The organism is Streptomyces coeruleorubidus (assembly GCF_028885415.1).
GTDB classification, from domain to species: domain Bacteria; phylum Actinomycetota; class Actinomycetes; order Streptomycetales; family Streptomycetaceae; genus Streptomyces; species Streptomyces coeruleorubidus_A.
On the sequence record NZ_CP118527.1, the window covers coordinates 6,529,160 to 6,551,197 of the forward strand.

A 22,038-nucleotide genomic window follows, 5' to 3' on the forward strand; every position below is an offset into this window, starting at 1 on the left:
CGTCGGCATGACGTACGTTCGTGAGAGCAGGGACATGAGTGCCCTGAGCGCCCCGAGTGACGGGCGGGAAGAAGGGGAAGCCCTGCTTCCGCCTCGCCCGTCGGCGTAGCGTCGGCTGCACGCGTCCCCGTCACCCCGCGGTCACCGCCTGCCACGCGCGGTGGCCCGTCAACCAGCACTTCCACCAGGACCGGCGAACCACGTGATGAGCTCCTCTTCCTCCACCAGCGGCCTGTCGCACCCTCGTGTGCGGCGGGGGAGCCGTGGCGCTTACCGACTGGTACGTACCCCTCCTGCCCGCGTGGACCCCCCTCTTTTGGACGCCTCGCAGCGCTCCGTGGTTGACCACACCACCGGCCCGCTGCTCGTTCTCGCAGGTCCGGGCACGGGCAAGACCACCACGCTCGTCGAGTCCGTGGCCGAGCGCACCGCCCGGGGCGGGGACCCCGAGCGCATCCTGGTGCTCACCTTCAGCCGCAGGGCTGCCGTCGAGCTGCGCGACCGCATGGCTCTGCGGAGCGGCGCGGCCCGCGCTCCCCAGGCGACCACCTTCCACTCGTTCTGCTATGCCCTGGTCCGCGCACACCAGGACAGCGACCTGTTCGTGGAGCCGCTGCGGCTGCTGTCCGGCCCCGAGCAGGACGTCTCGGTCCGGGAGTTGCTCGCCGGCCAGGTGGACCTGGAGCGGCTGGGCCTCGCGCACGTGCGCTGGCCGGACGAACTGCGCGCCTGCCTGACCACCCGTGGATTCGCCGACGAGGTCCGCGCGGTCCTCGCCCGCACCCGTGAACTGGGTCTCGGCCCGGACGCCCTGGACGCCTTCGCCCGCCGTACGGGACGCCCCGACTGGCGCGCCGCCGCCGCCTTCCTCGCCGAGTACCTCGACGTGCTCGACCTCCAGGGTGTGATCGACTACGCGGAACTCGTCCACCGCGCGGTGCTCCTCGCCCGCCGGCCCGAGGTCGCCGCGCGGCTCGCCGCCCGGTACGACGCCGTCTACGTCGACGAGTACCAGGACACCGATCCCGCTCAGGTGCGACTCCTGCACGCGCTGGCCGGCGGCGGCCGCACCCTCGTCGCCTTCGGTGACCCCGACCAGTCGATCTACGCGTTCCGCGGGGCGGACGTGAACGGCATCCTCGACTTCCCGCACGCCTTCCCGCGCGCGGACGGCCGCCCGGCCCCGGTCGCGGTGCTGCGCACGTCCCGCCGCTCCGGCGCCGCCCTGCTGGCCGCCACCCGGCTGCTGACCCAGCGCATGCCGCTGACCCGCCTGCCCGCCGAGAAGGTGCGCGCCCACCGCGAACTCGCCCCCGTACGGGACGGCGGCCGCGTCGAGGCGTACACGTACCCGACGGCCGGGACGGAGCTGGACAACATCGCCGACATCCTCCGCAGGGCCCACCTCGAAGACGGCGTCCCCTGGAGCGAGATGGCCGTCCTGGTGCGCGCCGGCTCCCGGACCATCCCGACGGTCCGCCGCGCCCTCACGGCGGCCGGCGTACCCGTGGACGTCGACGGCGACGACGTGCCCCTGCGCCACGAACCGGCGGTGGCACCGCTGCTGACGGCGCTGCGGGCGGTGGCCACGGCGGAGGCGGGGACTTCCGAGGCGGGATCTGCCGAGCCTCAGGACTCCGAGACGGGATCTGCCGAGCCTCAGGACTCCGAGACGGGATCTGCCGAGCCTCAGGACTCCGAGGCGGGATCTGCCGAGCCTCAGGACTCCGAGGCGGGATCTGCCGAGCCTCAGGACTCCGAGGCGGGATCTGCCGAGCCTCAGGACTCCGAGGCGGGATCTGCCGAGCCTCAGGACTCCGAGACGGGACCTGCCGAGCCTCAGGACTCCGAGACGGGACCTGCCGAGCCTCAGGACCCCGAGAGGGACACCTCCTCCGAGGACGCCCCTTCCGCGCAGCCGGACACCTGCTGGCTCGACACCGAGACGGCCCTCACCCTCCTCAGCTCCCCGCTGGCGAGCATGGACGCCGCCGACCTGCGCCGCCTCGGCCGGGCCCTGCGCGACGAGGAACGGGCCGCGGGCAACCCACTGCCGCCGCCCTCCGACGTGCTGCTCGCGCAGGCACTCGCCGAGCCGGAGCGCCTCGCCGTGCACGACCCCACATACGCGCGCGGTGCCCAGCGCCTCGGCGCGCTGCTGCGCAAGGCCCGTGAGCGGCTGGCGGGCGGCGGTACGGCCGAGGAGGCCCTGTGGGACCTGTGGGAGGGCACGCCGTGGCCGACCCGGCTGGAGCGGGCCGCCCGCCGGGGCGGCGCGGCCGGGCGCAACGCGGACCGCGATCTGGACGCCGTCTGCGCGCTGTTCGCGACCGCGGCCCGTGCCGAGGAGCGCACCGGCGGCCGGGGCGCCCTCAACTTCCTGGAGGAGATCGAGGCCGAGGACATCGCCGCCGACACCCTCACACGCCGTGCCGTACGCCCCGACGCGGTCCGCCTGATGACCGCGCACCGCTCCAAGGGCCTGGAATGGCGCCTCGTGGTCGTCGCGGGCGTCCAGGAGGGCCTGTGGCCCGATCTGCGCCGCCGCGGCTCCCTGCTGGAGGCCGACCGCATCGGCCGCGACGGACTCGCCGAACCCCTCACCCCCGGCGCGCTGCTCGCCGAAGAGCGCCGCTTGTTCTACGTGGCCGCCACGCGCGCGCGTGAACGCCTCGTCGTGACCGCGGTCAAGACCCCGGCGGACGACGGCGACCAGCCCTCCCGCTTCCTGACCGAACTCGGCGTCGAACCCAAGGACGTCACGGGACGCCCGCGCCGCCCCCTGTCCGTCGCCGCGCTCGTCGCCGAACTGCGCGCCACCACCGTCGACCCGCGCGTCTCCGACGCCCTCCGGGAGGCCGCCGCCCGCCGCCTCGCCCGGCTCGCCGCGCTCGCCGACGAGGACGGCCGCCCCTTGGTGCCGTCCGCGCACCCCTACCGCTGGTGGGGCATGTTCGAGCCGACCGAGTCCAAGGTGCCGCTGCGCGACCGCGACCAGCCCGTCGTGCTCTCCGGCAGCGCCCTCGACCAGCTCGCCAACACCTGCGCCCTGCAATGGTTCCTGGGCCGCGAGGTGAAGGCCGACGCGCCCGCGACAGCCGCCCAGGGCTTCGGCAACGTGGTGCACGTCCTCGCCGACGAGGTCGCCTCCGGGCACACCCCGGCCGACCTCTCCGTCCTGATGGAACGGCTCGACTCCGTGTGGAACGCCCTCGCCTTCGACGCGCCGTGGAAGTCGGACCAGGAGAAGGACAACGCGCGCGTGGCACTCGAGCGGTTCCTGAAGTGGCACGTCATGGACCGCACCGGGCGTACCCCGGTTGCCAGCGAGCACGACTTCGACGTCACCCTCGAAGCCGGTGACTACCAGGTGCGCATCCGGGGCCAGATGGACCGCGTGGAGGCGGACGGCGAGGGCCGTGCCTACGTGGTCGACTTCAAGACGGGCAAGCAGGCGCCCACCGGCAAGGAGGTGGAGCGCCACCCGCAGCTCGCCGTCTACCAGCTGGCCGTCCGCGAGGGTGCCGTCGACGACCTCTTCGACGGTGTGCGACCCGAGCCGGGCGGCGCCGAACTCGTCCATCTGCGCCAGGGCGCCGCCCAGCGCGACGGCGGCGAGACCCTGCCCAAGGTGCAGGCCCAGGAGCCGCTGGAGGGGGAGTGGGTCGGCGACCTGCTGGCCACCGCGGCCGGCAAGGTCCTCGACGAACGGTTCACACCGACCACCGGTCAGCACTGCACGCACTGCGCGTTCCGGTCCTCGTGCAGCGCGCGGCAGGAGGGCCGCCATGTCGTCGAGTGACTTATCGCACCACATGTGCTGACCTGCGCTTCTTCCGCCCCGGAAAGTGATCCGGCCGCCGCTGTCAGTGGCCGCCGCTAGCCTCTCTGACGTGCCAGCCCGTATCACCGATCCCGAACAGCTCAAAGAACTCCTCGGCATCCCGTTCACCCCTGAGCAGATGGCCTGCATCACCGCGCCGCCAGCCCCGCAGGTGATCGTGGCCGGAGCCGGCTCGGGCAAGACGACGGTGATGGCGGCACGCGTGGTGTGGCTGGTCGGCACCGGCCAGGTCGCACCCGAGCAGGTGCTCGGCCTCACCTTCACCAACAAGGCCGCCGCCGAACTCGCCGAGCGCGTCCGCAAGGCGCTCGTCAGGGCCGGCGTCACAGACCCGGACGCCATCGACCCGGACAACCCGCCGGGCGAGCCGGTGATCTCCACGTACCACGCCTTCGCGGGCCGCCTGCTCACCGGCCACGGCCTGCGCATCGGTCTCGAGCCCACGTCCCGGCTGCTCGCCGACGCGACCCGTTTCCAGCTCGCCGCGCGCGTGCTGCGCGAGGCCCCGGGGAGCTACCCGGCGCTGACCCGTTCATTCCCGGACCTGGTCGGCGACCTCCTCGCCCTCGACGCCGAACTCTCCGAGCACCTCGTACGCCCCGAAGCGCTGCGCGCGTACGACGCCGAACTGCTGCTGACCCTGCGCGGCGCCAAGCTCACCAACGCCGACCTGCGCAAGGTCCCCGAGGCGGCCGCCGCCCGCCGCGAACTGGCCGAGCTGGTCACCCGCTACCGGGCCGCCAAGCGCGAGCGGGACCTGCTCGACTTCGGCGACCAGATCGCCCTCTCGGCCCGGCTCGCGAAGATCCCCGAAGTGGGCCGCGTGCTGCGCGACGAGTTCCGGGTTGTGCTGCTCGACGAGTACCAGGACACGTCTGTCGCCCAACGCGTCCTCCTGGCCGGTCTGTTCGGCGAAGGCACCGGCCATCCCGTCACCGCCGTCGGCGACCCCTGCCAGGCGATCTACGGCTGGCGGGGCGCATCCGTCGCCAACCTCGACGACTTCCCCGAGCACTTCGCCCACGCCGACGGCCGCCCCGCGACCCGGCAGGCGCTCAGCGAGAACCGTCGCAGCGGCGGCCGTCTCCTCGACCTCGCGAACGGCCTCGCCGAGCCCCTGCGGGCCCTGCACGCGGGCGTGGAGGCCCTCCGCCCGGCCCCCGGCGCCGAACGCGACGGCATGGTGCGCTGCGCGCTGCTGCGCACCCACGCCGAGGAGATCGACTGGGCCGCCGACTCCGTCGCCCACCTCATAGGGACCGGGACGGCACCCGGCGAGATCGCTGTCCTGTGCCGCACGGCGACCGACTTCGCCGAGATCCAGGGCGCATTGGTCGCACGGGACATCCCGGTCGAGGTCGTCGGCCTGTCCGGGCTGCTGCACCTGCCCGAGATCGCCGACCTCGTCGCCGTCTGCGAGGTCCTCCAGGACCCCGGCGCCAACGCCTCCCTGGTGCGACTGCTGACCGGCCCGCGCTGGCGCATCGGCCCGCGCGACCTCGCCCTGCTGGGGAGGCGCGCTCGGCTCCTGGTGTCCCACGCGCGCGTGGAGGGCGACGAAGACCCGGACCGCCGGCTCGCCGAGGCCGTCGAGGGGGTCGACCCGGCCGAGGTGATCTCGCTCGCGGACGCCCTCGACACGTTCCTGGAGACGCCGCTGGACGGCCATGGGGACGACGACGGACTGCCCTTCTCGCCCGACGCGCGCGTGCGCTTCGCCCGCCTGGCCACCGAGCTGCGCGAGCTGCGCCGCTGTCTGGCCGACCCGCTGATGGACGTCCTGCACCGCGTCCTCGCCGTCACCGGCCTGGAGGTCGAGTTGTCGGCGTCCCCGCACGCCCTGGCCGCGCGCCGCCGCGAGACCCTCTCCAACTTCCTGGACGTCGCCGCCTCCTTCGCCGCCGGCGACAACGAGGCCACCCTCCTCGCCTTCCTCGGCTTCCTGCGCACCGCCGCCCAGTACGAGAAGGGCCTCGACAACGCCCTCCCCGGCGGCGAGAACACCGTCAAGGTGCTCACCGCCCACAAGTCCAAAGGCCTGGAGTGGGACGTCGTGGTCGTCCCCGGCCTGGTCACCGGCACCTTCCCCAGCAGCCAGGGCCGCGAGAAGTGGACATCCCAGGGCAAGGTCCTGCCGCACCGGCTGCGCGGCGACGCCGACACCCTGCCCGACGTGGAGTCCTGGGACCCCAGGGGCCTGAAGGCCTTCCACGAGGCCATGAAGGACCACCAGCACACCGAGGAGCTCCGCCTCGGCTACGTCACCTTCACCCGTCCCCGCTCCCTGCTCCTGGGCTCCGGCCACTGGTGGGGACCCACCCAGAAGAAGCGCCGCGGACCGTCCGCGTTCCTCCAGGCCCTCCACGACCACTGCGCGGCCGGGTACGGCGAGATCGAGGCCTGGGCGGAGGAACCCCCCGAGGACGAGGAGAACCCGGCCCTGCACCAGGCCACCGCCGACCAGGTGTGGCCCCTGCCCCTGGACGAGGCGGCCCTGGCCCGCCGCCGCGCGGCCGCCGCGACCGTCCTGGCGCACCTGGAGGACCTCGCGTCCCACGAGGACGGACACCCCGCGGCCGTGCACGACCCGGACGGGGCCGACGACCCGCAGTGGCCGCCGCCCCCCGAGGACGACGAGCCTCCGTACGACGAACCGGACCCGTTCGACGACGATCCCTTCGAGGGCGACGCCGTCGCGGAAGACCCGGCGGACCGGGACGAGTGGCCGGCCGGCCGCGACGAGTGGCCGGCGGACCGCCCCACCGTCCCGCACCAGGCGGCCCCACTGGAACTCCCCGCCGCGCGCCCACACCCGACGACGCCGGAACGCCCGCAGCTCACCCCCGAGGAAGCCCGCACCGTCGCCTCCTGGGACCGCGACCTCGACGCCCTCACCGGAGAGCTCCTGCGCGCCCGCGACAGCGTCACCGAGGTCCCCCTGCCCGCAGCGCTCACCGCGTCCCAGCTGCTGCGCCTGGCCGCCGACCCGGACGGCTTCGCGCAGGAACTGGCCCGCCCCATGCCCCGCCCGCCGCAGCCCGCCGCACGCCGCGGCACCCGCTTCCACGCCTGGGTCGAGGCCCGCTTCGAAGCGCTGACGCTGCCGTTCCTGGAGCCCGGGGAACTGCCCGGCAGCGACGCCGAGATCGCCGACGAACAGGACCTGGAAGCCCTCAAGGACGCCTTCGAACGCACCGGGTACGCGCACCGCACGCCCCACCGGGTGGAGGCCCCCTTCCAGCTCGAGATCGCCGGCCGCGTCGTACGGGGCCGCATCGACGCCGTCTACAGGGAGAGCGACGGTCAGGAGACGACGTACGAGATCGTCGACTGGAAGACGAACCGCACCCGCACCGCCGACCCGCTCCAGCTGGCCGTCTACCGCCTCGCCTGGGCAGAGCAGCAGGGCGTGCCGCTGGAGTCGGTCACGGCCGCGTTCCTGTACGTGCGCAGCGGCGAGGTCGTACGGCCGGACGACCTGCCGGACCGGGCCGCGCTGGAGCGGCTGCTGCTCGAGGAGCCGTCCGGTGAGGAACCGCACTCCGAGGACGTCAGTGCGGGCCGATAGGCTCGTGACCATGAGCCAGACCCCGGACAGTGTCGTCCGTACGTACATCGAGCAGCATCGCGCCGCCTTCCTCGACGACCTCGCCGAGTGGCTGCGCATCCCGTCGGTGTCGGCCCAGCCGGACCACGCGCCCGACGTACGACGCAGTGCCGACTGGCTCGCCGCCAAGCTGAAGGAGACCGGTTTCCCGACGGCCGAGGTCTGGCAGACCCCGGGCGCGCCCGCCGTCTTCGCCGAGTGGCCCTGTGACGACCGGCAGGCCCCCACGGTGCTGGTCTACGGCCACCACGACGTGCAGCCCGCCGCCCGGGAGGACGGCTGGGACACCGAACCCTTCGAGCCGGTCGTCCGCGAGAACCGCCTCTACGCGCGCGGGGCGGCCGACGACAAGGGCCAGGTGTTCTTCCACACCCTCGGCGTCCGCGCCCACCTCGCCGCCACCGGCCGCACCACCCCGGCGGTGCACCTGAAGCTGCTGATCGAGGGCGAGGAGGAGTCCGGCTCGCCGCACTTCCGGGCTCTCGTCGAGCAGCATGCCGAGCGGCTCGCCGCCGACGCCGTGATCGTCTCCGACACCGGCATGTGGTCCGAGGACACCCCCACGGTGTGCACCGGCATGCGCGGCCTCGCCGAGTGCGAGATACGGCTGCACGGCCCCGACCAGGACATCCACTCCGGCTCCTTCGGCGGCGCGGTGCCCAACCCGGCGACCGCCGCCGCCCGCCTCGTCGCCGCCCTGCACGACGAGCACGCGCGCGTGGCGATCCCGGGCTTCTACGACGGCGTGGTCGAACTCACCGACCGCGAGCGGGAACTCTTCGCCGAACTGCCCTTCGACGAGCGGCAGTGGCTGCGCGCGGCCAGGTCGTACGCCACCCAGGGCGAGGCCGGATACACCACCCTGGAGCGCGTCTGGGCCCGCCCCACCGCGGAGGTCAACGGCATCGGCGGCGGTTACCAGGGCCCCGGCAGCAAGACCATCGTGCCGTCCTCCGCCATGGTGAAGCTGTCCTTCCGGCTCGTGGCGGGCCAGGACCCCGACCAGGTGGAGAAGGCGGTCCGGGCCTGGGCCGAGCAGCAGGTGCCCGCCGGGATCCGCTGCGAGATCACCTTCAGCGGGGCCACGCGCCCGTGCCTGACACCGCTGGACCACCCGGCCCTGAAATCGGTGGTCCGCGCGATGGGCCGGGCCTTCGAGAAGCCGGTCCGCTTCACGCGCGAGGGAGGCTCCGGACCGGCGGCGGACCTCCAGGACGTCCTCGGCGCACCCGTGCTCTTCCTCGGCATCTCCGTCCCGTCCGACGGCTGGCACGCCCCGAACGAGAAAGTCGAACTCGACCTGCTCCTCAAGGGCGTCGAGACCACCGCGTACCTGTGGGGCGACCTCGCCGAGCACTGGCGCCATGCGCCCTGAGCGTCCCGTGCCGTCCGGACCGGCAGCGCGCGCGGGGCACACTGGAAGAGCCGCCCCAGCACCGCGAAACCCCGCCGGACCCGGTCGCCTCCCGCCGTACGTCCCGCTGATCAGCCCGCCGAACCCGACCGTTCCACCGGGGAGTTGGAAGCACCCGTGACCACCTGGACCGACCAGAACGCCGACCGACCCATCTCGCTCACCGCGCCGAGCGGCATCGACCGGGCCGCGCACCACCGGCTCGACGAGGCCTGGCTCGCGGCGGCGTGGAGCCACCCCTCCACGCGCTGTTTCGTGGTCTCCGGCGGCCAGGTCCTCATCGACGAGACGGCGGACGGGCGCACCGAACTCGTCATGACGCCCTCCTTCGAGGCCCCCCTCACCGAGGCCCACCGCTACTTCCTCGGCATCGACGAGGACGGCGTCAGCTACTTCGCCCTCCAGAAGGACTCCCTGCCCGGGCGTATGGACCAGTCCGCGCGTCCGGCGGGCCTGCGTGAGGCGGGCCTGCTCCTGTCCGCCCGGGACGTGGGCCTGATGGTGCACGCGGTCGGCCTGGAGAACTGGCAGCGCACACACCGTTTCTGCTCGCGCTGCGGCGAGCGCACCGTCATCGCCGCGGCCGGTCACATCCGCCGCTGCCAGGCCTGCGGCGCGGAGCACTACCCGCGTACGGACCCCGCCGTGATCATGGCCGTGACCGACGAGGACGACCGCATCCTGCTCGGCCGCCAGGTGCACTGGCCCGAGGGCCGCTTCTCGACGCTCGCCGGTTTCGTCGAGCCGGGCGAGTCCATCGAACAGTCGGTGCGCCGCGAGGTCCACGAGGAGGTCGGCATCACCGTCGGCCAGGTCGAATACGTCGCCAGCCAGCCCTGGCCCTTCCCGTCCAGCCTCATGCTGGGCTTCCTGGCCCGCGCCACCTCGACCGAGATAGAGGTCGACGGCGACGAGATCCACGAGGCCCGCTGGTTCTCCCGCGACGAACTGCGCGCCGCCTTCGAGTCGGGCGAGGTGCTCCCGCCGTACGGCATCTCGATCGCGGCCCGCCTGATCGAGCTCTGGTACGGCAAGCCGCTCCCGACGAGAAGCGCCGTCTGACGGGACCGCCCGCGTGTCCGACCCGTACTGGAACCACAACGTCCACCACCACCCCGAGGTGCTCGACGCTGTCCCGTACGGCTGCGGCAAGGCCCTCGACGCGGGCTGCGGCGACGGCCTGCTCACCCGCAAGCTCGCGGCGCGGGCGGCATCCGTCACGGGCGTGGACCGCTCGCCGGAGATGATCAAGCTCGCCCGCGAGCACGCGCGCGTGCCCGGCAACGTCACGTACCTGGAGGCGGACTTCCTCGCCGGTGGGTCCCTGCCCGAGGGCGCCTACGACTTCGTCAGCGCGGTCGCCGTGGTCCACCACGCGCCGTTCGAGGAGGCGGTCACGCGCCTCGCCAGACTTACCGCGCCCGGCGGCCGTCTGGTGATCGTCGGCATGGCCGCCAACCGGACGGTCCTGGACTGGGTCATCAGCGCGTGCGGCGTGCCCGCGAGCCAGTGGCACGCCCGTCGGCACGGTGGCAAGCGGAGTCCGGCCGGGATGCCCATGCAGGACGTGCACATGTCGTGGGGAGAGATCCGGCAGGCGGTCCACCGACTGCTGCCCGGCTGCGCCTTCCGCCGCACGCTGCTGTGGCGCTACGTCGTGGTGTGGGACAAACCATCGGGCACACCACCAGAAGGCGGTCCCTGAGCCGTCTCAGGAACCGCCTTCCCGGGCCAAACTGCGGCGACCAGGCGCCGATCTTGCTTCAGCCGATCTTCCGCCCTCAGCTGATCTTCTGCTTCACCTGTGCCAGCGACGGGTTGGTGAGGGTGGAGCCGTCCGGGAACAGAACGGTGGGCACCGTCTGGTTTCCGCCATTCGCCTTCTCCACGAACGCGGCGGACTCCGGGTCCTGCTCGATGTTGATCTCGGTGTACGCGATGCCCTCGCGGTCCATCTGACTCTTCAGCCGACGGCAGTAGCCGCACCACGTGGTGCTGTACATCGTCACAGTGCCCGGCATGTCTCTCGTGCTCCTTCGGTGGCTCGGGGACGGGTGGTCGCAGTGGTGGAACGTACGTGAAAGGGCAACCATTCCCGGGGTCCGTGCCCCGCCGGACGTGACGCCTGCCGCATTAGTACGACTATCAATGCCTGCCTGTGGACAACCGGCACAGCCGTCTCGCGGGACCTGGCAGCATGGCTGTGTGACAGCAGCAACGCACTCCACCCTGTTCCCGCAGGTACCGGACTCGGCCGACGCGGTGCTCGACGGGCTCGACCCCGAGCAGCGCGAGGTGGCGACCGCCCTGCGCGGCCCGGTGTGCGTCCTGGCGGGCGCCGGAACGGGCAAGACCCGGGCGATCACCCACCGCATCGCCTACGGAGTGCGCGCCGGCATCCTGCACCCCTCCAGCGTGCTCGCCGTCACGTTCACCAACCGCGCCGCCGGGGAAATGCGCGGCCGGCTGCGCCAGCTCGGCGCCGGCGGTGTCCAGGCGCGTACGTTCCACTCGGCGGCGCTGCGCCAGCTCCAGTACTTCTGGCCGAAAGCGATCGGCGGCTCCATGCCCCGGCTCGTCGACCGCAAGGCCCAGCTCGTCGCCGACGCGGCCGCCGCCTGCCGCATCCGGCTCGACCGGGGCGAGCTGCGGGACGTCACCGCCGAGATCGAGTGGTCCAAGGTCACCCAGACCGTCCCCGCCGACTACGCGCCCGCCGCCGCCAAGGCCGGCCGCGAGACCCCCCGCGACCCTGCCGAGATCGCCCAGCTCTACGCCGCCTACGAGGACGTCAAGCGCGAGCGCGCCGTCATCGACTTCGAGGACGTGCTGCTGCTGACCGTGGCCGTCCTCCAGGACCGGCACGACATCGCCGAGCAGGTCCGGGCCCAGTACCAGCACTTCGTGGTCGACGAGTACCAGGACGTCAGCCCCCTCCAGCAGCGCCTGCTGGAACTGTGGCTGGGCGACCGGGACAACCTGTGCGTGGTCGGCGACGCCAGCCAGACCATCTACTCCTTCACCGGCGCGACACCGGACCACCTGCTGGATTTCCGCACCCGCCACCCCGACGCCACCGTCGTCAAGCTGGTCCGCGACTACCGCTCCACCCCCCAGGTCGTCCACCTCGCCAACGGCCTGCTCGCCCAGGCGAAGGGCCGTGCCGCCGACCACCGCCTGGAGCTCGTCTCCCAGCGCGCCCCGGGGCCCGAGCCGGTCTACACCGAATACACGGACGAGCCCGCCGAGGCGGAGGGCGCGGCCCGCCGCATCCGCGAGCTCATGGACTCGGGAGTCCCGGCCGCCGAGATCGCCGTCCTGTTCCGGACCAACGCGCAGTCCGAGACCTATGAACAGGCCCTCGCCGACGCCGGCGTGCCCTACCAGCTGCGCGGCGCCGAGCGGTTCTTCGACCGCCCGGAGGTGCGCAAGGCGGGCGTCGCCCTGCGCGGCGCGGCCCGCTTCGGCGGCAACGACTCCCTTCTGGACGACGCCGTCGACCTGCCCTCCCAGGTCCGCGCCGTGCTGTCGGGAGACGGCTGGACGCCGCAGCCACCGGCCGGCTCCGGCGCCGTGAGAGAACGCTGGGAGTCCCTGGCCGCCCTGGTGAACCTCGCCCAGGACTTCGCCGCCGCCAAACCCGGCGCCACCCTGGCGGACCTCGTCGCCGAACTCGACGAACGGGCGAACGCCCAGCACGCCCCCACCGTGCAGGGCGTCACCCTCGCCTCCCTGCACTCGGCCAAGGGCCTGGAGTGGGACGTCGTCTTCCTGGTCGGCGTCGCCGAGGGCATGATGCCGATCACCTACGCCAAGACCGACCAACAGATCGAGGAGGAGCGCCGCCTCCTCTACGTCGGCGTCACCCGCGCGCGGGAACGACTCCACGTCTCCTGGGCCCTCTCCCGTTCCCCCGGCGGCCGCCCCAACCGGCGCCCCAGCCGCTTCCTCGACGGGCTGCGCCCGGGTTCGACGGCCACCACGGGCCGTACCGCCGCCAGCAGTGCGGGCGGCATCGAGCGCGGAACCCCCGGAACCAGGGGCTCCGCCCCGAGACGAGTCCAGCGAACGCCCGCCCGCTGCCGAGTCTGCGGCCGCACGCTGACCGACGCGGGCGAGATGAAGCTGATGCGCTGCGACGACTGCCCCTCCGACATGAACGAGGGCCTCTACGAGCGGCTGCGCGAGTGGCGTGCCGACCAGGCGCGACGCAGCGGCCAGCCCGCCTTCTGCGTCTTCACGGACAGGACCCTGATGGCTATCGCCGAGACCGCGCCCGACGACGAGCACGAGCTGGCGCGCATCCCGGGCGTGGGGATGCGCAAGCTCAACCGCTACGGAGCCGACGTACTGGCCATCTGCGCAGGCCAGTTCGCCGAACGGGACACAGATCAGGACTGACACGAACTCGTCGAAAAAATAGTTTGCGCATGCCCCAGCAATCCCCATAGGTTCTTAGGCACGAGAGCAGCGGCCTTCTCGGAGGCCCTGATTCCGTGTTGTACTTGCATATCCGTCGGACTGGTTCACCCAGTCCCCCGAGACGCCGAGAGGAGGCGAGTCCAGTGATCAGCATCAACACCAGCTCCACCAGCATCGTGAAAATGACCGATCGCTCGGCCGTCTCCGCGTGCATGCTCGGCGTTTCGAACCTGGGCACCGGTCTGTCCGGCATTCGTGCCGCGCGTCCGGCGTCCTCCTCCGTTGCCCCCGCGGGCCTTCCCGTCCGTGAGCGCAATGAGCGACCGACCAAGGCACTGGAAGCGGCAGTAGTGGCACAGGCGCAGGCCTATGCCTTTACGGCGACCGGTGCCGGATTCCGGAAGCAGACGACGCACCACCACCTGATGTGGGCCTTCCGTGGGCCAGAACCCTGGAGTGATCCAGCCTGATCGCCGATCAGGCCGGCGCCTTCAGGGCCGCGGAACCCCATCCGGGATCCGCGGCCCTTTCGTTTGTCCCCGACCAGGGACGACGGACCGAAGGAGCCTCGGGACAAGAAAAGAACCCGGTACCAGCCGCCCCTCGGCCAACAGGCCGGAACGACCAGACGAGGAAGACGAACCGTGCAACTCGAAGCGCACGCCCCGTCCGTACCGCCTTCCGAAACGATCCCCAAGCCCGGCTCCACGGAGGACTCCGCCTTGACCCCGCTCACCGCGCTCACCGCGCTCGACGACGCCATCGAGAACCTCGGCGTACCCGTCCCGTGCCGTTCCTACGACCCGGAGGTCTTCTTCGCCGAGTCGCCGGCGGACGTCGAGTACGCCAAGTCCCTGTGCCGCACCTGCCCGCTGGTCGAGGCCTGCCTCGCCGGCGCCAAGGAGCGGCGTGAGCCCTGGGGCGTCTGGGGTGGCGAGCTGTTCGTGCAGGGTGTCGTCGTCGCCCGGAAGCGGCCGCGTGGCCGCCCGCGCAAGAACCCGGTCACAGCATGAACACCGCAGGAACGATCGACCGCCCCCTCACGCACGACCCCCAGAAGCAGGCCCCGATGAAGCCGTCCACTTACGAGCCCGCAGGCTCCGCGACCCAAGACTTCACCCCCAGTGGCGCGAAGGACTCGCGTCAGAACAGGACCCGAGAGATGCAACTCATCCCAGAAGCCATGGCTCGTGCGCATATGCGCGAGCGACTGCAAGAGGCGGAGCGGGAACGCCCGGCCGTGCGCCTGGCGACCGCCCGCCGGATGCAGCGCAGGGCGGAGCGCGCCTCACGGCGTGCCCGCCGGGCGCTCGCCATGGCGGTCATGCAGTAACCGACCTCACCTGAAGCGGTGGCCTCCCGAGCCCGGGAGGCCGACCTCTCCCCGGGGGCCGGTCCGTGCCGAACGGACCGGCCCCCGGGGTGCGTTGTACCACCGGAAACCGTCGGACACGGCGATATCGTCGCCGGGTGACGAGTCCTCCCGCCGGCAGAGACGACGGCTCCGCCGCAGATCCTCAGCCGCTCGTGTGCGACCGCTGCGGCACGTCGGCCGGCGCCCTGGCCGACGGCCCGCCACTCACCTGGACCTGCTCCGTGGAGAACGGCGTCCGCCGCCACTTCTGCGAGAGCTGCTCCCGGGAGAACCTCAGGGCGATCGAGGGGCGCCTGGACTCGGACTGGTGGTGAGGCGCGGGCCCCCGGTCATCCGTGGTGCCCGTTGAGGCTCATGCCTCCGCCACCGAATCCTCGCCGTCCGCCGGATCCTCCGGCACGAACCCCGGCAGCCACTCCTCCAACTCGTCGCGCAGACGCACCGTAGCCCCCAGCTGGCACAGCACGCCGATCGTGCTCAGCGTCACCCGGTGGATCAGCAGATACGACGGGGGCAGGTTGAGCTGCTTGCCCAGCTGGTAGGCGGGGGAGCGCGGGTCCGCGACGCGGGCCGCCTGGCTGCGCATCCAGCCGCGCGTGAACGTGAACTCTTCGACCTCGGCCGGTTCGATGATCGGAAGCAGATAGTCCAGGACCGCGTCGGGATCGAGCTCTATGGTCTCCTTCACGAACCCCTCCGCGCACAGGAGCTCGTAGACCGCCTCGGCCTCCCCGTCGAGGGTCATGCGCAGGGACTCGCCGATGGTGGCCGGCAGCCCGCCCGGGAGACGGTCGACCGTGCCGAAGTCCAGGACACCCAGGCGCCAGTCGTCCTCACCGTCCGGGCCGCCGGGCAGCAGCCGGAAGTTGCCCGGGTGCGGATCGGCGTGCAGCAGGCCGGTGCGGGCGGGGCCGGAGAACAGGAAGCGGGCCAGGAGCTGGCCGGCCCGGTCGCGCTGCTCCTGGGAGCCGTCCGAGATGATCTCCGACAGCGGGATGCCGTCGATCCACTCGGTGATCAGGACCTGGTCGGACTGGTGCACCACCTGCGGCACGATCACGTCGGGGTCGTCCGTGAACTCCTCGGCGTGGGCCTGCTGGGCCTGGGCCTCCAGACCGTAGTCCAGCTCCTCCGAGACGCGGTCCTTCAGCTCCGTGATCAGCGGCTTGATGTCCATGCCGGGGACCAGCGGGCCGAGCAGGCGGGAGAAGCGGCTCAGCTGGTTCAGATCGGACAGCAGGGCCTCACCGGCGCCCGGGTACTGCACCTTGACCGCCACCTCGCGGCCGTCATGCCACACCCCTCGGTGCACCTGGCCGATCGAGGCCGCCGCGGCGGGCTTGTCCTCGAACTCCAGGAACAGCTCGTGCCAGCCCTCGCCGAGACGCTCCTCGAGCACCGCGTGCACGGTGCGCGTCGGCATCGGCGGCGCCGCCTCCTGGAGCTTGGTCAGCGCGGCCCGGTAGGGGCCGGCGACCTCCTCGGGCAGCGCCGACTCGAAGACGGACAGGGCCTGGCCGAACTTCATCGCGCCGCCCTTGAGCTCGCCGAGCACCTTGAACAGCTGGTCGGCCGTGCGCTGTTGGAGTTCGCGGCCGACGAGCTCCGCGGACTCGCCGACGATTCGCTTGCCGAATCCCCAGGTCGCCCGCCCGGCGATGCCGAGCGGGAGCGCGGCGAGCTTGGCGGTCCGGGTGACCGCCTTCCGGGGAAGATCAGACATGCGCCCTCCAAGTCCCAGCCGGCCGCTTCGCCGCTGCCTGACGGCACTGCGCCGACGGCCGTTGCACCGCCATTGTCTCGTGTGACTCCCCATCCTCCGAGGGGTGCTCCCCCTTTCCTCTCTCCGTAGCCCCACAGGGGCATGCCGGATGCGCCCAGACCGGCCGCGCATTCCAGTGGAGATCGGGCACGGAGACCTCCCAGCGTGCCCCGGCGCTCGACGGAACCCGGCCGTCCAGGAAGGCGAGCGCGTGGGCGGCGGCCAGTCCGGCCACCGTAGTGGCCAGCGTCAGGTCGCAGGGCCGCACCTGTCGTTGCCTGCCGGAGCGCCACTGGGCGACCAGGCGCGGCCAGGTCGGATCCAGGTCGGTGCGGCTTTCGTGCAGACACCCCGCGCAGCCCGTCTCCCCGGGCAGGACGAGCGGGCCGACCACCCCGGTCCCCTCCACGACCCCGGCGTACAGATGGGGTGTCCCGGAGGACATCAGTGGTTCGGCGGTCGACGCGTCGGGCGCGTGCGCGGCGACATCGTCGCGCGGGGCGACGATCACCAGCGAGAAGCCCAGGTCGCCGTCCTCGGGGGATGCCTGGGCTGCCGCGCGGCGCGGCGGCCGGTCCGGGGCCGCCCGGCGCACGGCCTGGCGGGCCGACTCGTCCCTGCGGTCGCCGACGGCCTGCGCGGGCAGCCCGCCCGGAGCGACGTCCCACGGCTCCACCCGGCCGCCGTCGCGCACGTCGACCTCGCCCACACCGGCCCCCGACAGCAGTGACGCCAGCACGGCACCCACCCGGCCCGCGCCTCGCACCTGCACGCGCAAAGAGCGCCGGGCGGCCAGCTGCCGCATCGCGTCGCCCGGTGCCGAGGTGGTCAGGGACAGCGAAGCAAGGTCGGGACGCAGCCGGTCGAGGACCTCCTTCTTCTGGCGCAGGGCGTCGGCGGCCGGTCCGCCGCCCCGTGCGTCGTCCAGGAGCCCGGCCCGGGCGAGCCGCCGCACCAGCCCGTCGACATGGCCGTCGGGCAGGTCCATACGGCGTCCCTCCTCGCGCAGCAGCTCCAGCCCTCGTGTGCCGTTCAGCAGATCGAGGAAACTGCCCGTCGCCAGGTCCATCGGGCCGAGCGTCATCGCATGCGCCGGTGTCATCCCGAACTGCACGGTGTTGAGGTCGCGCCAACCGCGCCTGAGCGCGGGTTTCACCATCGGATGCATGACAGGCCCCCCGTATGCCATAGATCGTCCCCGTATGCCGGTTGAGCGTGGCGGCCGCCCAGAACCCGGCGGCATGCCGAACTCTGCCGCACGCCGAACCCGGTCACAGGCCGGCCTGATCCCGGGCCGGGCCTGCTCGCCGCTTCGCCGACAAGAGCCAGCATGCCCAAACGCGTCCCCGGCTGCCGAAAGTTGTCCACAGGCGCGGGCATTCGTCGTACAAATCCGGCGGCCGACGGGGGGTATCGGCATCGAACCCTCTCGGAGCCGGGACTTCCCCGGGTGCAGCGGGTAACGTCGGGGCGTGCCCGCCGACCCACTGCACCGCGCCGGAAAGCCACAGCGCAGCACGACGAGCCAGCCGCCGAGCGGCTCGGGGGCGAGCTCGATCGAGGTCCGCAGGAGCGCCCGCCGACGCAGAACGGTCTCCGCGTACCGAGAGGGCGATCGCACCGTTGTGCTCATCCCCGCCCGGATGTCCGAGGCGGAGGAGCAGCGCTGGGTGAACGTCATGCTCGACAAGCTGGCCGCGCAGGAGAGCAAACGGGCCCTCGGCGACGCCGAGTTGGCCGAGCGGGCCCGGCGCCTGTCGGACCAGTACTTCGGCGGGCGGGCCCGGCCCGCTTCGGTGCGCTGGGTGACCAACCAGAACACGCGCTGGGGATCCTGCACCCCGGCCGAGGGCAGCATCCGCCTGTCGCACCGCCTCCAGGGCATGCCCGAGTACGTCGTCGACTACGTACTCGTCCACGAACTCGCCCATCTGCTCGTGCCCGGACACGGCCCCCGCTTCTGGGAGCTGCTGGAGGCCTATCCGCGGACGGAACGGGCCCGGGGCTACCTCGAAGGCGTGGTCGCGGCCGAGCGGTTGCCCCATGTGCCCGGTGCGCGGGGCGAGAGTCCCGCGGGCTGAGCGCACGGGACGAGCGCCAGTGGTGAGCTCCCGGTGCGAGCGCCTGTGGTGAACGCCTGTGGTGAACGCCTGGTGTGAGCGCCCGGTGTGAGCTCCGGGGTAAGTGACCGCTTTCCGCGCGAGAGCAGCCGATACGGCCGAGCGAGGGTTCTGTACCGGGTCTGTACCGACTGCGTCCGGTGTCCGAGTTTGCCGTTAGCCTGGCGCGACGCAATCACGTTCTGGATGGGGGACGGTCGTTACGCATGGCCAGGGAATTCCAACGCGGCCACAAGGCCAGGATCAGTGACCTCACCGCGGGCACGGATCTGTACGTAGGCGTGCAGATCTCCGGCCCCGGACTGAGCTTCGACATCAGCTGCTTCGGCCTCGACGCCGACGAACGGCTCTCGGACGACCGGTACTTCGTCTTCTACAACCAGCCGAAGTCCCCCGAGGAGGCCATTCAGCTCCTGGGCGCCCAGGCAGGCGACACGGAGTCCTTCCGCGTGACGCTCGACCGGATCCCGCCGCAGATCCAGAAGCTGTCCTTCACGGCGACGATCGACGGCGCCGGGCAGATGTCACAGATCGCCCCCGGCTACATCCGCATCGTCGCGGGCGGCGAGGAAGTGGCCCGCTACCCCTTCAACGGCTCGGAGTTCTCCACCGAACGGGCCGTGATGCTCGGCGACTTCTACCTGAAGGACGTCTGGCGGTTCGCCGCCGTCGGACAGGGCTTCGACGGTGGTCTCGACGCGCTGCTGAAGAACTTCGGCGGCGAAGTGGCCGAGGAGGAGACGCCCGCGCCGCCCGCGCCCGCCGCGCAGCAGCCGCAGTCCGGCGCCGCCCCGGCCTTCGCGCCGCCCGCGTTCGGTGTCCCCGGCACTCCGGAACCCGCCCAGGCTCCCGCCCCGCACCCGCTCCGGCACCGGCAGCGCCCCCGGCCCCCGCACCCGCCCCAGCCCGCCGCGCAGGGCTTCGCGCCCCCGCCGGGCGCCACTCCGCCTCCGGCCCCGGCGCCCGCGCCCCAGGTGCACGCCGCCCCGACCATCGTCGCGCCCGTGAACACCCCGCCGGGCAGCTCCCCGGTGCCGCCCCCGGCCCCGGCGCCCGCGCCGTACGGCCAGCCGGGCCAGCAGCCGCCGCCGTACGGCCAGGCCCTCGGTCAGACGGCCCCGCCGCCCCCCGGCTACGGCCAGCCCCAGGCACCGCAGGCACCTCAGGCCCCGGCCCCGCCGCCCGGCTACGGCCAGCCCACACCGCCCCCTGGCTACGGCCAGCAGCCGCCCTTCGGACAGCAGACCGGGCAAGCCCCTTACGGAGCGCCCCAAGGAGCACCCCTAGGAACGCCTCAAGGGGCTGCCCAGGGAACTCCCCAGGGCCCCGGGGTCGCCGCCGCGCTCCAGCAGTTCAAGGAGACCCCCACCGGGCAGCGCTGGACGCAGCAGAACAAGAAGCTCGTCCGCGTCGACCTCGGCATCGGCGGGCAGCCCGTGCTGGCCCGGCAGGGCAGCATGGTGCTCTACCAGGGCAAGGTCGACTTCAGTTACAAGGGCGCCGGCTTCGCCGGCCGGATCGTGGGCAACGCGACCGGCCAGGAGATGCAGCTGATGCGCTGTACCGGCCAGGGGCAGGTGTTCCTCGCCGAGGACTCCACGATGCTGCACCCCATCGAGCTCCAGGGCGACGGCATCTGCGTCTCCGCCGAGAACGTCCTCGCCTTCGACGAGGGCCTCCAGTACGAGGTGCGCCGCATCGAGGGACACGGCATCCCCGGTGGCGCGCTGTTCACGATGCAGTTCACGGGCAGCGGCACGATCGTCGTGAAGACCCACGGCACGCCCGTGGTCCTGCCGGTCACGCCCACCACGTTCGCCGACTGCAACGCCGTGGTCGCCTGGTCGGCCGCCGCCCAGGTCGTCGTCGCCAGCCAGGTGCGGATGCGCCGCAACGCCTACCCGGGTGACACCGGGGAGAGCGTCAACCTCCAGTTCCGGGGAGCGCCCGGGAACTTCATCGTCGTCCAGCCGTACGAGGTCTGAGGGAGCCCGTCATGACACAGCAGCTCGCGGGCCACGCCCCCGCGCCCGTCACCGCCCGCATGGAGAACCACGGCAACCACATGCTGAAGGTCGCCATGCAGACCGGAAACGACCTCCTCACGCGCGTGGGGTCGATGGTCGCCTACGAAGGGTTCGTGCAGTACGAGCCCAACCCGCCGGCCGTGCGCCAGATCGCGAAGGACTGGATGACCGGCGAGGGCGCGCCCCTGATGAAGTGCTCCGGCGACGGCCTGCTCTACCTCGCCGACTACGGGGCGAACGTCGTCGTCATCAACCTGGACGGCGACGGCATCTCCGTCAACGCCACCAACCTGCTCGCCTTCGACGCCCACCTGACGTGGGGTGTCGAGCGGGTCAAGGGCCTGGCGAAGTTCGCCGGACAGGGCCTGTGGAACACCAAGATCTCCGGTCAGGGCTGGGTCGCACTGACCTCCCGGGGCAAGCCCATCGTCGTCGACTGCGGAGGCGGCGAGGACGAGACGTACGTCGACCCCGACGCCCTGGTCGCCTGGTCCCCGAACCTCAAGGTGAAGGGCAAGCGCAGTTTCCGGGCGCAGTCGCTGATCGGCCGCGGCAGCGGCGAGGCCTACCAGATGGCCTTCTCCGGTCAGGGCATCGTCGTCGTCCAGCCCAGCGAGGACAGCACCGACCGCCTCCGGGCCCGGGGCTGAGGGGGAGCCAGAAAGCCATGCAGAGCCCGATTTTCGCCTACAACGAGCAGCAGGCCCAGGACCGCTGGAGTCTGCAGAACAAGCAGATGCTGCGCGTCGCCCTGGAGGGCCACGACGACATCCTGGCCCGCAAGGGCACCATGGTCGCCTACCAGGGACTCGTCGAGTTCGACGCCGAGTACCAGAGCAACGACCAGGCACGCTCGCGTGCGCACACCGGTGAGGGACTCGACCTGATGCGCTGCCACGGGCAGGGCACGGTCTACCTCGCCAACCTCAAGCAGCACGTCCACGTCATGGAGGTGGAGCAGGACGGTCTCACCGTCGACAGCAGCTATGTGCTGGCGATGGACTCCTCCCTGCACCACGAGGTCATCGCCGTCGACAGCCTCTACGGCATCTCCGGTTCCGGGAAGTACCAGCTCAACATCACCGGCCGGGGCAAGGTCGCCCTGATGACCTCGGGCATGCCGCTGCTGCTGCAGGTGACGCCCGACAAGTACGTCAACTGCGACGCCGACGCGATCGTCGCCTGGTCGACGAGCCTGCGCGTGCAGATGCAGGCCCAGACACACTCCTCCGGGGTGTGGCGGCGCCGCGGCAGCACCGGCGAGGGCTGGGAGCTGAGCTTCATGGGCACCGGCTTCGCGCTCGTCCAGCCCAGTGAACTGCTGCCGCCGCAGAACGCCCGGATCGGCTCGGGCCTCGCCGCGCAGTACGGCATGGGCCAGCAGGGAGCACGCGGGCAGAACCAGGGCAACGTCTGGAACTGATCGCTCCGCGGGTTCGGCCGATTGGGGCCGGGGGCTGTGCGGTC

17 protein-coding genes are annotated in these 22,038 nt (G+C 72.2%); 14 read left to right on the plus strand and 3 right to left on the minus strand.

Going from position 1 to position 22,038, the window contains the following annotated elements; all coding sequences use genetic code 11:
- The first annotated feature begins 205 nt into the window (after window positions 1-205).
- The 5 genes from PV963_RS30480 (at window position 206) to PV963_RS30500 (ending at window position 10,570) form a co-directional block, all read left to right on the plus strand.
- On the plus strand, window positions 206-3,802 hold the full coding sequence (locus PV963_RS30480; protein ID WP_274819272.1) for an ATP-dependent helicase: 3,597 nt from the start codon (window positions 206-208) through the stop codon (window positions 3,800-3,802).
- A 91-nt stretch (window positions 3,803-3,893) separates the two neighbouring features.
- The gene (locus PV963_RS30485) at window positions 3,894-7,412 is read left to right on the plus strand and encodes an ATP-dependent DNA helicase (protein ID WP_274819274.1); all 3,519 of its coding nucleotides are present in this window, start codon (window positions 3,894-3,896) and stop codon (window positions 7,410-7,412) included.
- A gap of 10 nt (window positions 7,413-7,422) precedes the next feature.
- The gene (locus tag PV963_RS30490) at window positions 7,423-8,826 is read left to right on the plus strand and encodes a dipeptidase (protein WP_274819276.1); all 1,404 of its coding nucleotides are present in this window, start codon (window positions 7,423-7,425) and stop codon (window positions 8,824-8,826) included.
- A 156-nt stretch (window positions 8,827-8,982) separates the two neighbouring features.
- A complete protein-coding gene (nudC, locus tag PV963_RS30495) occupies window positions 8,983-9,927 on the plus strand; it encodes an NAD(+) diphosphatase (protein ID WP_274819278.1) in 945 nt (314 codons plus the stop codon).
- Between the two features lie 13 nt (window positions 9,928-9,940).
- Complete coding sequence (locus PV963_RS30500) at window positions 9,941-10,570, plus strand: class I SAM-dependent methyltransferase (protein ID WP_274819280.1); 630 nt, start codon at window positions 9,941-9,943, stop codon at window positions 10,568-10,570.
- A gap of 76 nt (window positions 10,571-10,646) precedes the next feature.
- Here the strand turns inward: PV963_RS30500 and PV963_RS30505 are convergent, their stop codons facing one another.
- Window positions 10,647-10,886: a mycoredoxin gene (locus PV963_RS30505; RefSeq protein WP_274819282.1), complete on the minus strand. Its 240-nt coding sequence runs from the start codon at window positions 10,884-10,886 to the stop codon at window positions 10,647-10,649.
- A gap of 127 nt (window positions 10,887-11,013) precedes the next feature.
- Between PV963_RS30505 and PV963_RS30510 the strand changes: the two genes are divergently transcribed.
- The 5 genes from PV963_RS30510 to PV963_RS30530 all read left to right on the plus strand — a co-directional run bounded on the left by PV963_RS30510 (window position 11,014) and on the right by PV963_RS30530 (window position 14,976).
- Complete coding sequence (locus PV963_RS30510) at window positions 11,014-13,266, plus strand: ATP-dependent DNA helicase UvrD2 (RefSeq protein WP_274819284.1); 2,253 nt, start codon at window positions 11,014-11,016, stop codon at window positions 13,264-13,266.
- 164 nt (window positions 13,267-13,430) lie between these two features.
- Window positions 13,431-13,757 carry a hypothetical protein gene (locus PV963_RS30515; RefSeq protein WP_274819286.1) on the plus strand — a complete coding sequence of 109 codons (327 nt, stop codon included), beginning with the start codon at window positions 13,431-13,433 and terminating at the stop codon, window positions 13,755-13,757.
- 174 nt (window positions 13,758-13,931) lie between these two features.
- Complete coding sequence (locus PV963_RS30520) at window positions 13,932-14,300, plus strand: WhiB family transcriptional regulator (protein WP_010047663.1); 369 nt, start codon at window positions 13,932-13,934, stop codon at window positions 14,298-14,300.
- Window positions 14,297-14,620, plus strand: a complete 324-nt coding sequence (locus PV963_RS30525; protein WP_274819289.1) for a hypothetical protein — start codon at window positions 14,297-14,299, stop codon at window positions 14,618-14,620. Before PV963_RS30520 ends, PV963_RS30525 begins: the two co-directional genes overlap by 4 nt.
- A gap of 137 nt (window positions 14,621-14,757) precedes the next feature.
- On the plus strand, window positions 14,758-14,976 hold the full coding sequence (locus tag PV963_RS30530) for a hypothetical protein (RefSeq protein WP_274819291.1): 219 nt from the start codon (window positions 14,758-14,760) through the stop codon (window positions 14,974-14,976).
- Window positions 14,977-15,014: 38 nt separating this feature from the next.
- Here PV963_RS30530 and PV963_RS30535 read toward each other — a convergent pair whose 3' ends face one another.
- Window positions 15,015-16,385: an ABC1 kinase family protein gene (locus tag PV963_RS30535; RefSeq protein WP_274819293.1), complete on the minus strand. Its 1,371-nt coding sequence runs from the start codon at window positions 16,383-16,385 to the stop codon at window positions 15,015-15,017.
- Entirely contained in the window at window positions 16,378-17,592 is a 1,215-nt protein-coding gene (locus tag PV963_RS30540) for a TOMM precursor leader peptide-binding protein (RefSeq protein WP_274819294.1), read from the minus strand. Before PV963_RS30540 ends, PV963_RS30535 begins: the two co-directional genes overlap by 8 nt.
- Window positions 17,593-17,896: 304 nt before the next feature.
- Between PV963_RS30540 and PV963_RS30545 the strand changes: the two genes are divergently transcribed.
- The 4 genes from PV963_RS30545 to PV963_RS30560 all read left to right on the plus strand — a co-directional run bounded on the left by PV963_RS30545 (window position 17,897) and on the right by PV963_RS30560 (window position 21,994).
- Window positions 17,897-18,505, plus strand: a complete 609-nt coding sequence (locus tag PV963_RS30545) for a M48 metallopeptidase family protein (protein WP_274819296.1) — start codon at window positions 17,897-17,899, stop codon at window positions 18,503-18,505.
- Between the two features lie 245 nt (window positions 18,506-18,750).
- Window positions 18,751-20,529, plus strand: a complete 1,779-nt coding sequence (locus PV963_RS30550) for a TerD family protein (protein ID WP_274819298.1) — start codon at window positions 18,751-18,753, stop codon at window positions 20,527-20,529.
- 11 nt (window positions 20,530-20,540) lie between these two features.
- Window positions 20,541-21,221, plus strand: coding sequence for an AIM24 family protein (locus tag PV963_RS30555; protein WP_274819300.1), 681 nt, complete (start codon window positions 20,541-20,543; stop codon window positions 21,219-21,221).
- 17 nt (window positions 21,222-21,238) lie between these two features.
- Window positions 21,239-21,994: an AIM24 family protein gene (locus PV963_RS30560; RefSeq protein ID WP_274819302.1), complete on the plus strand. Its 756-nt coding sequence runs from the start codon at window positions 21,239-21,241 to the stop codon at window positions 21,992-21,994.
- Window positions 21,995-22,038 lie beyond the last annotated feature (44 nt).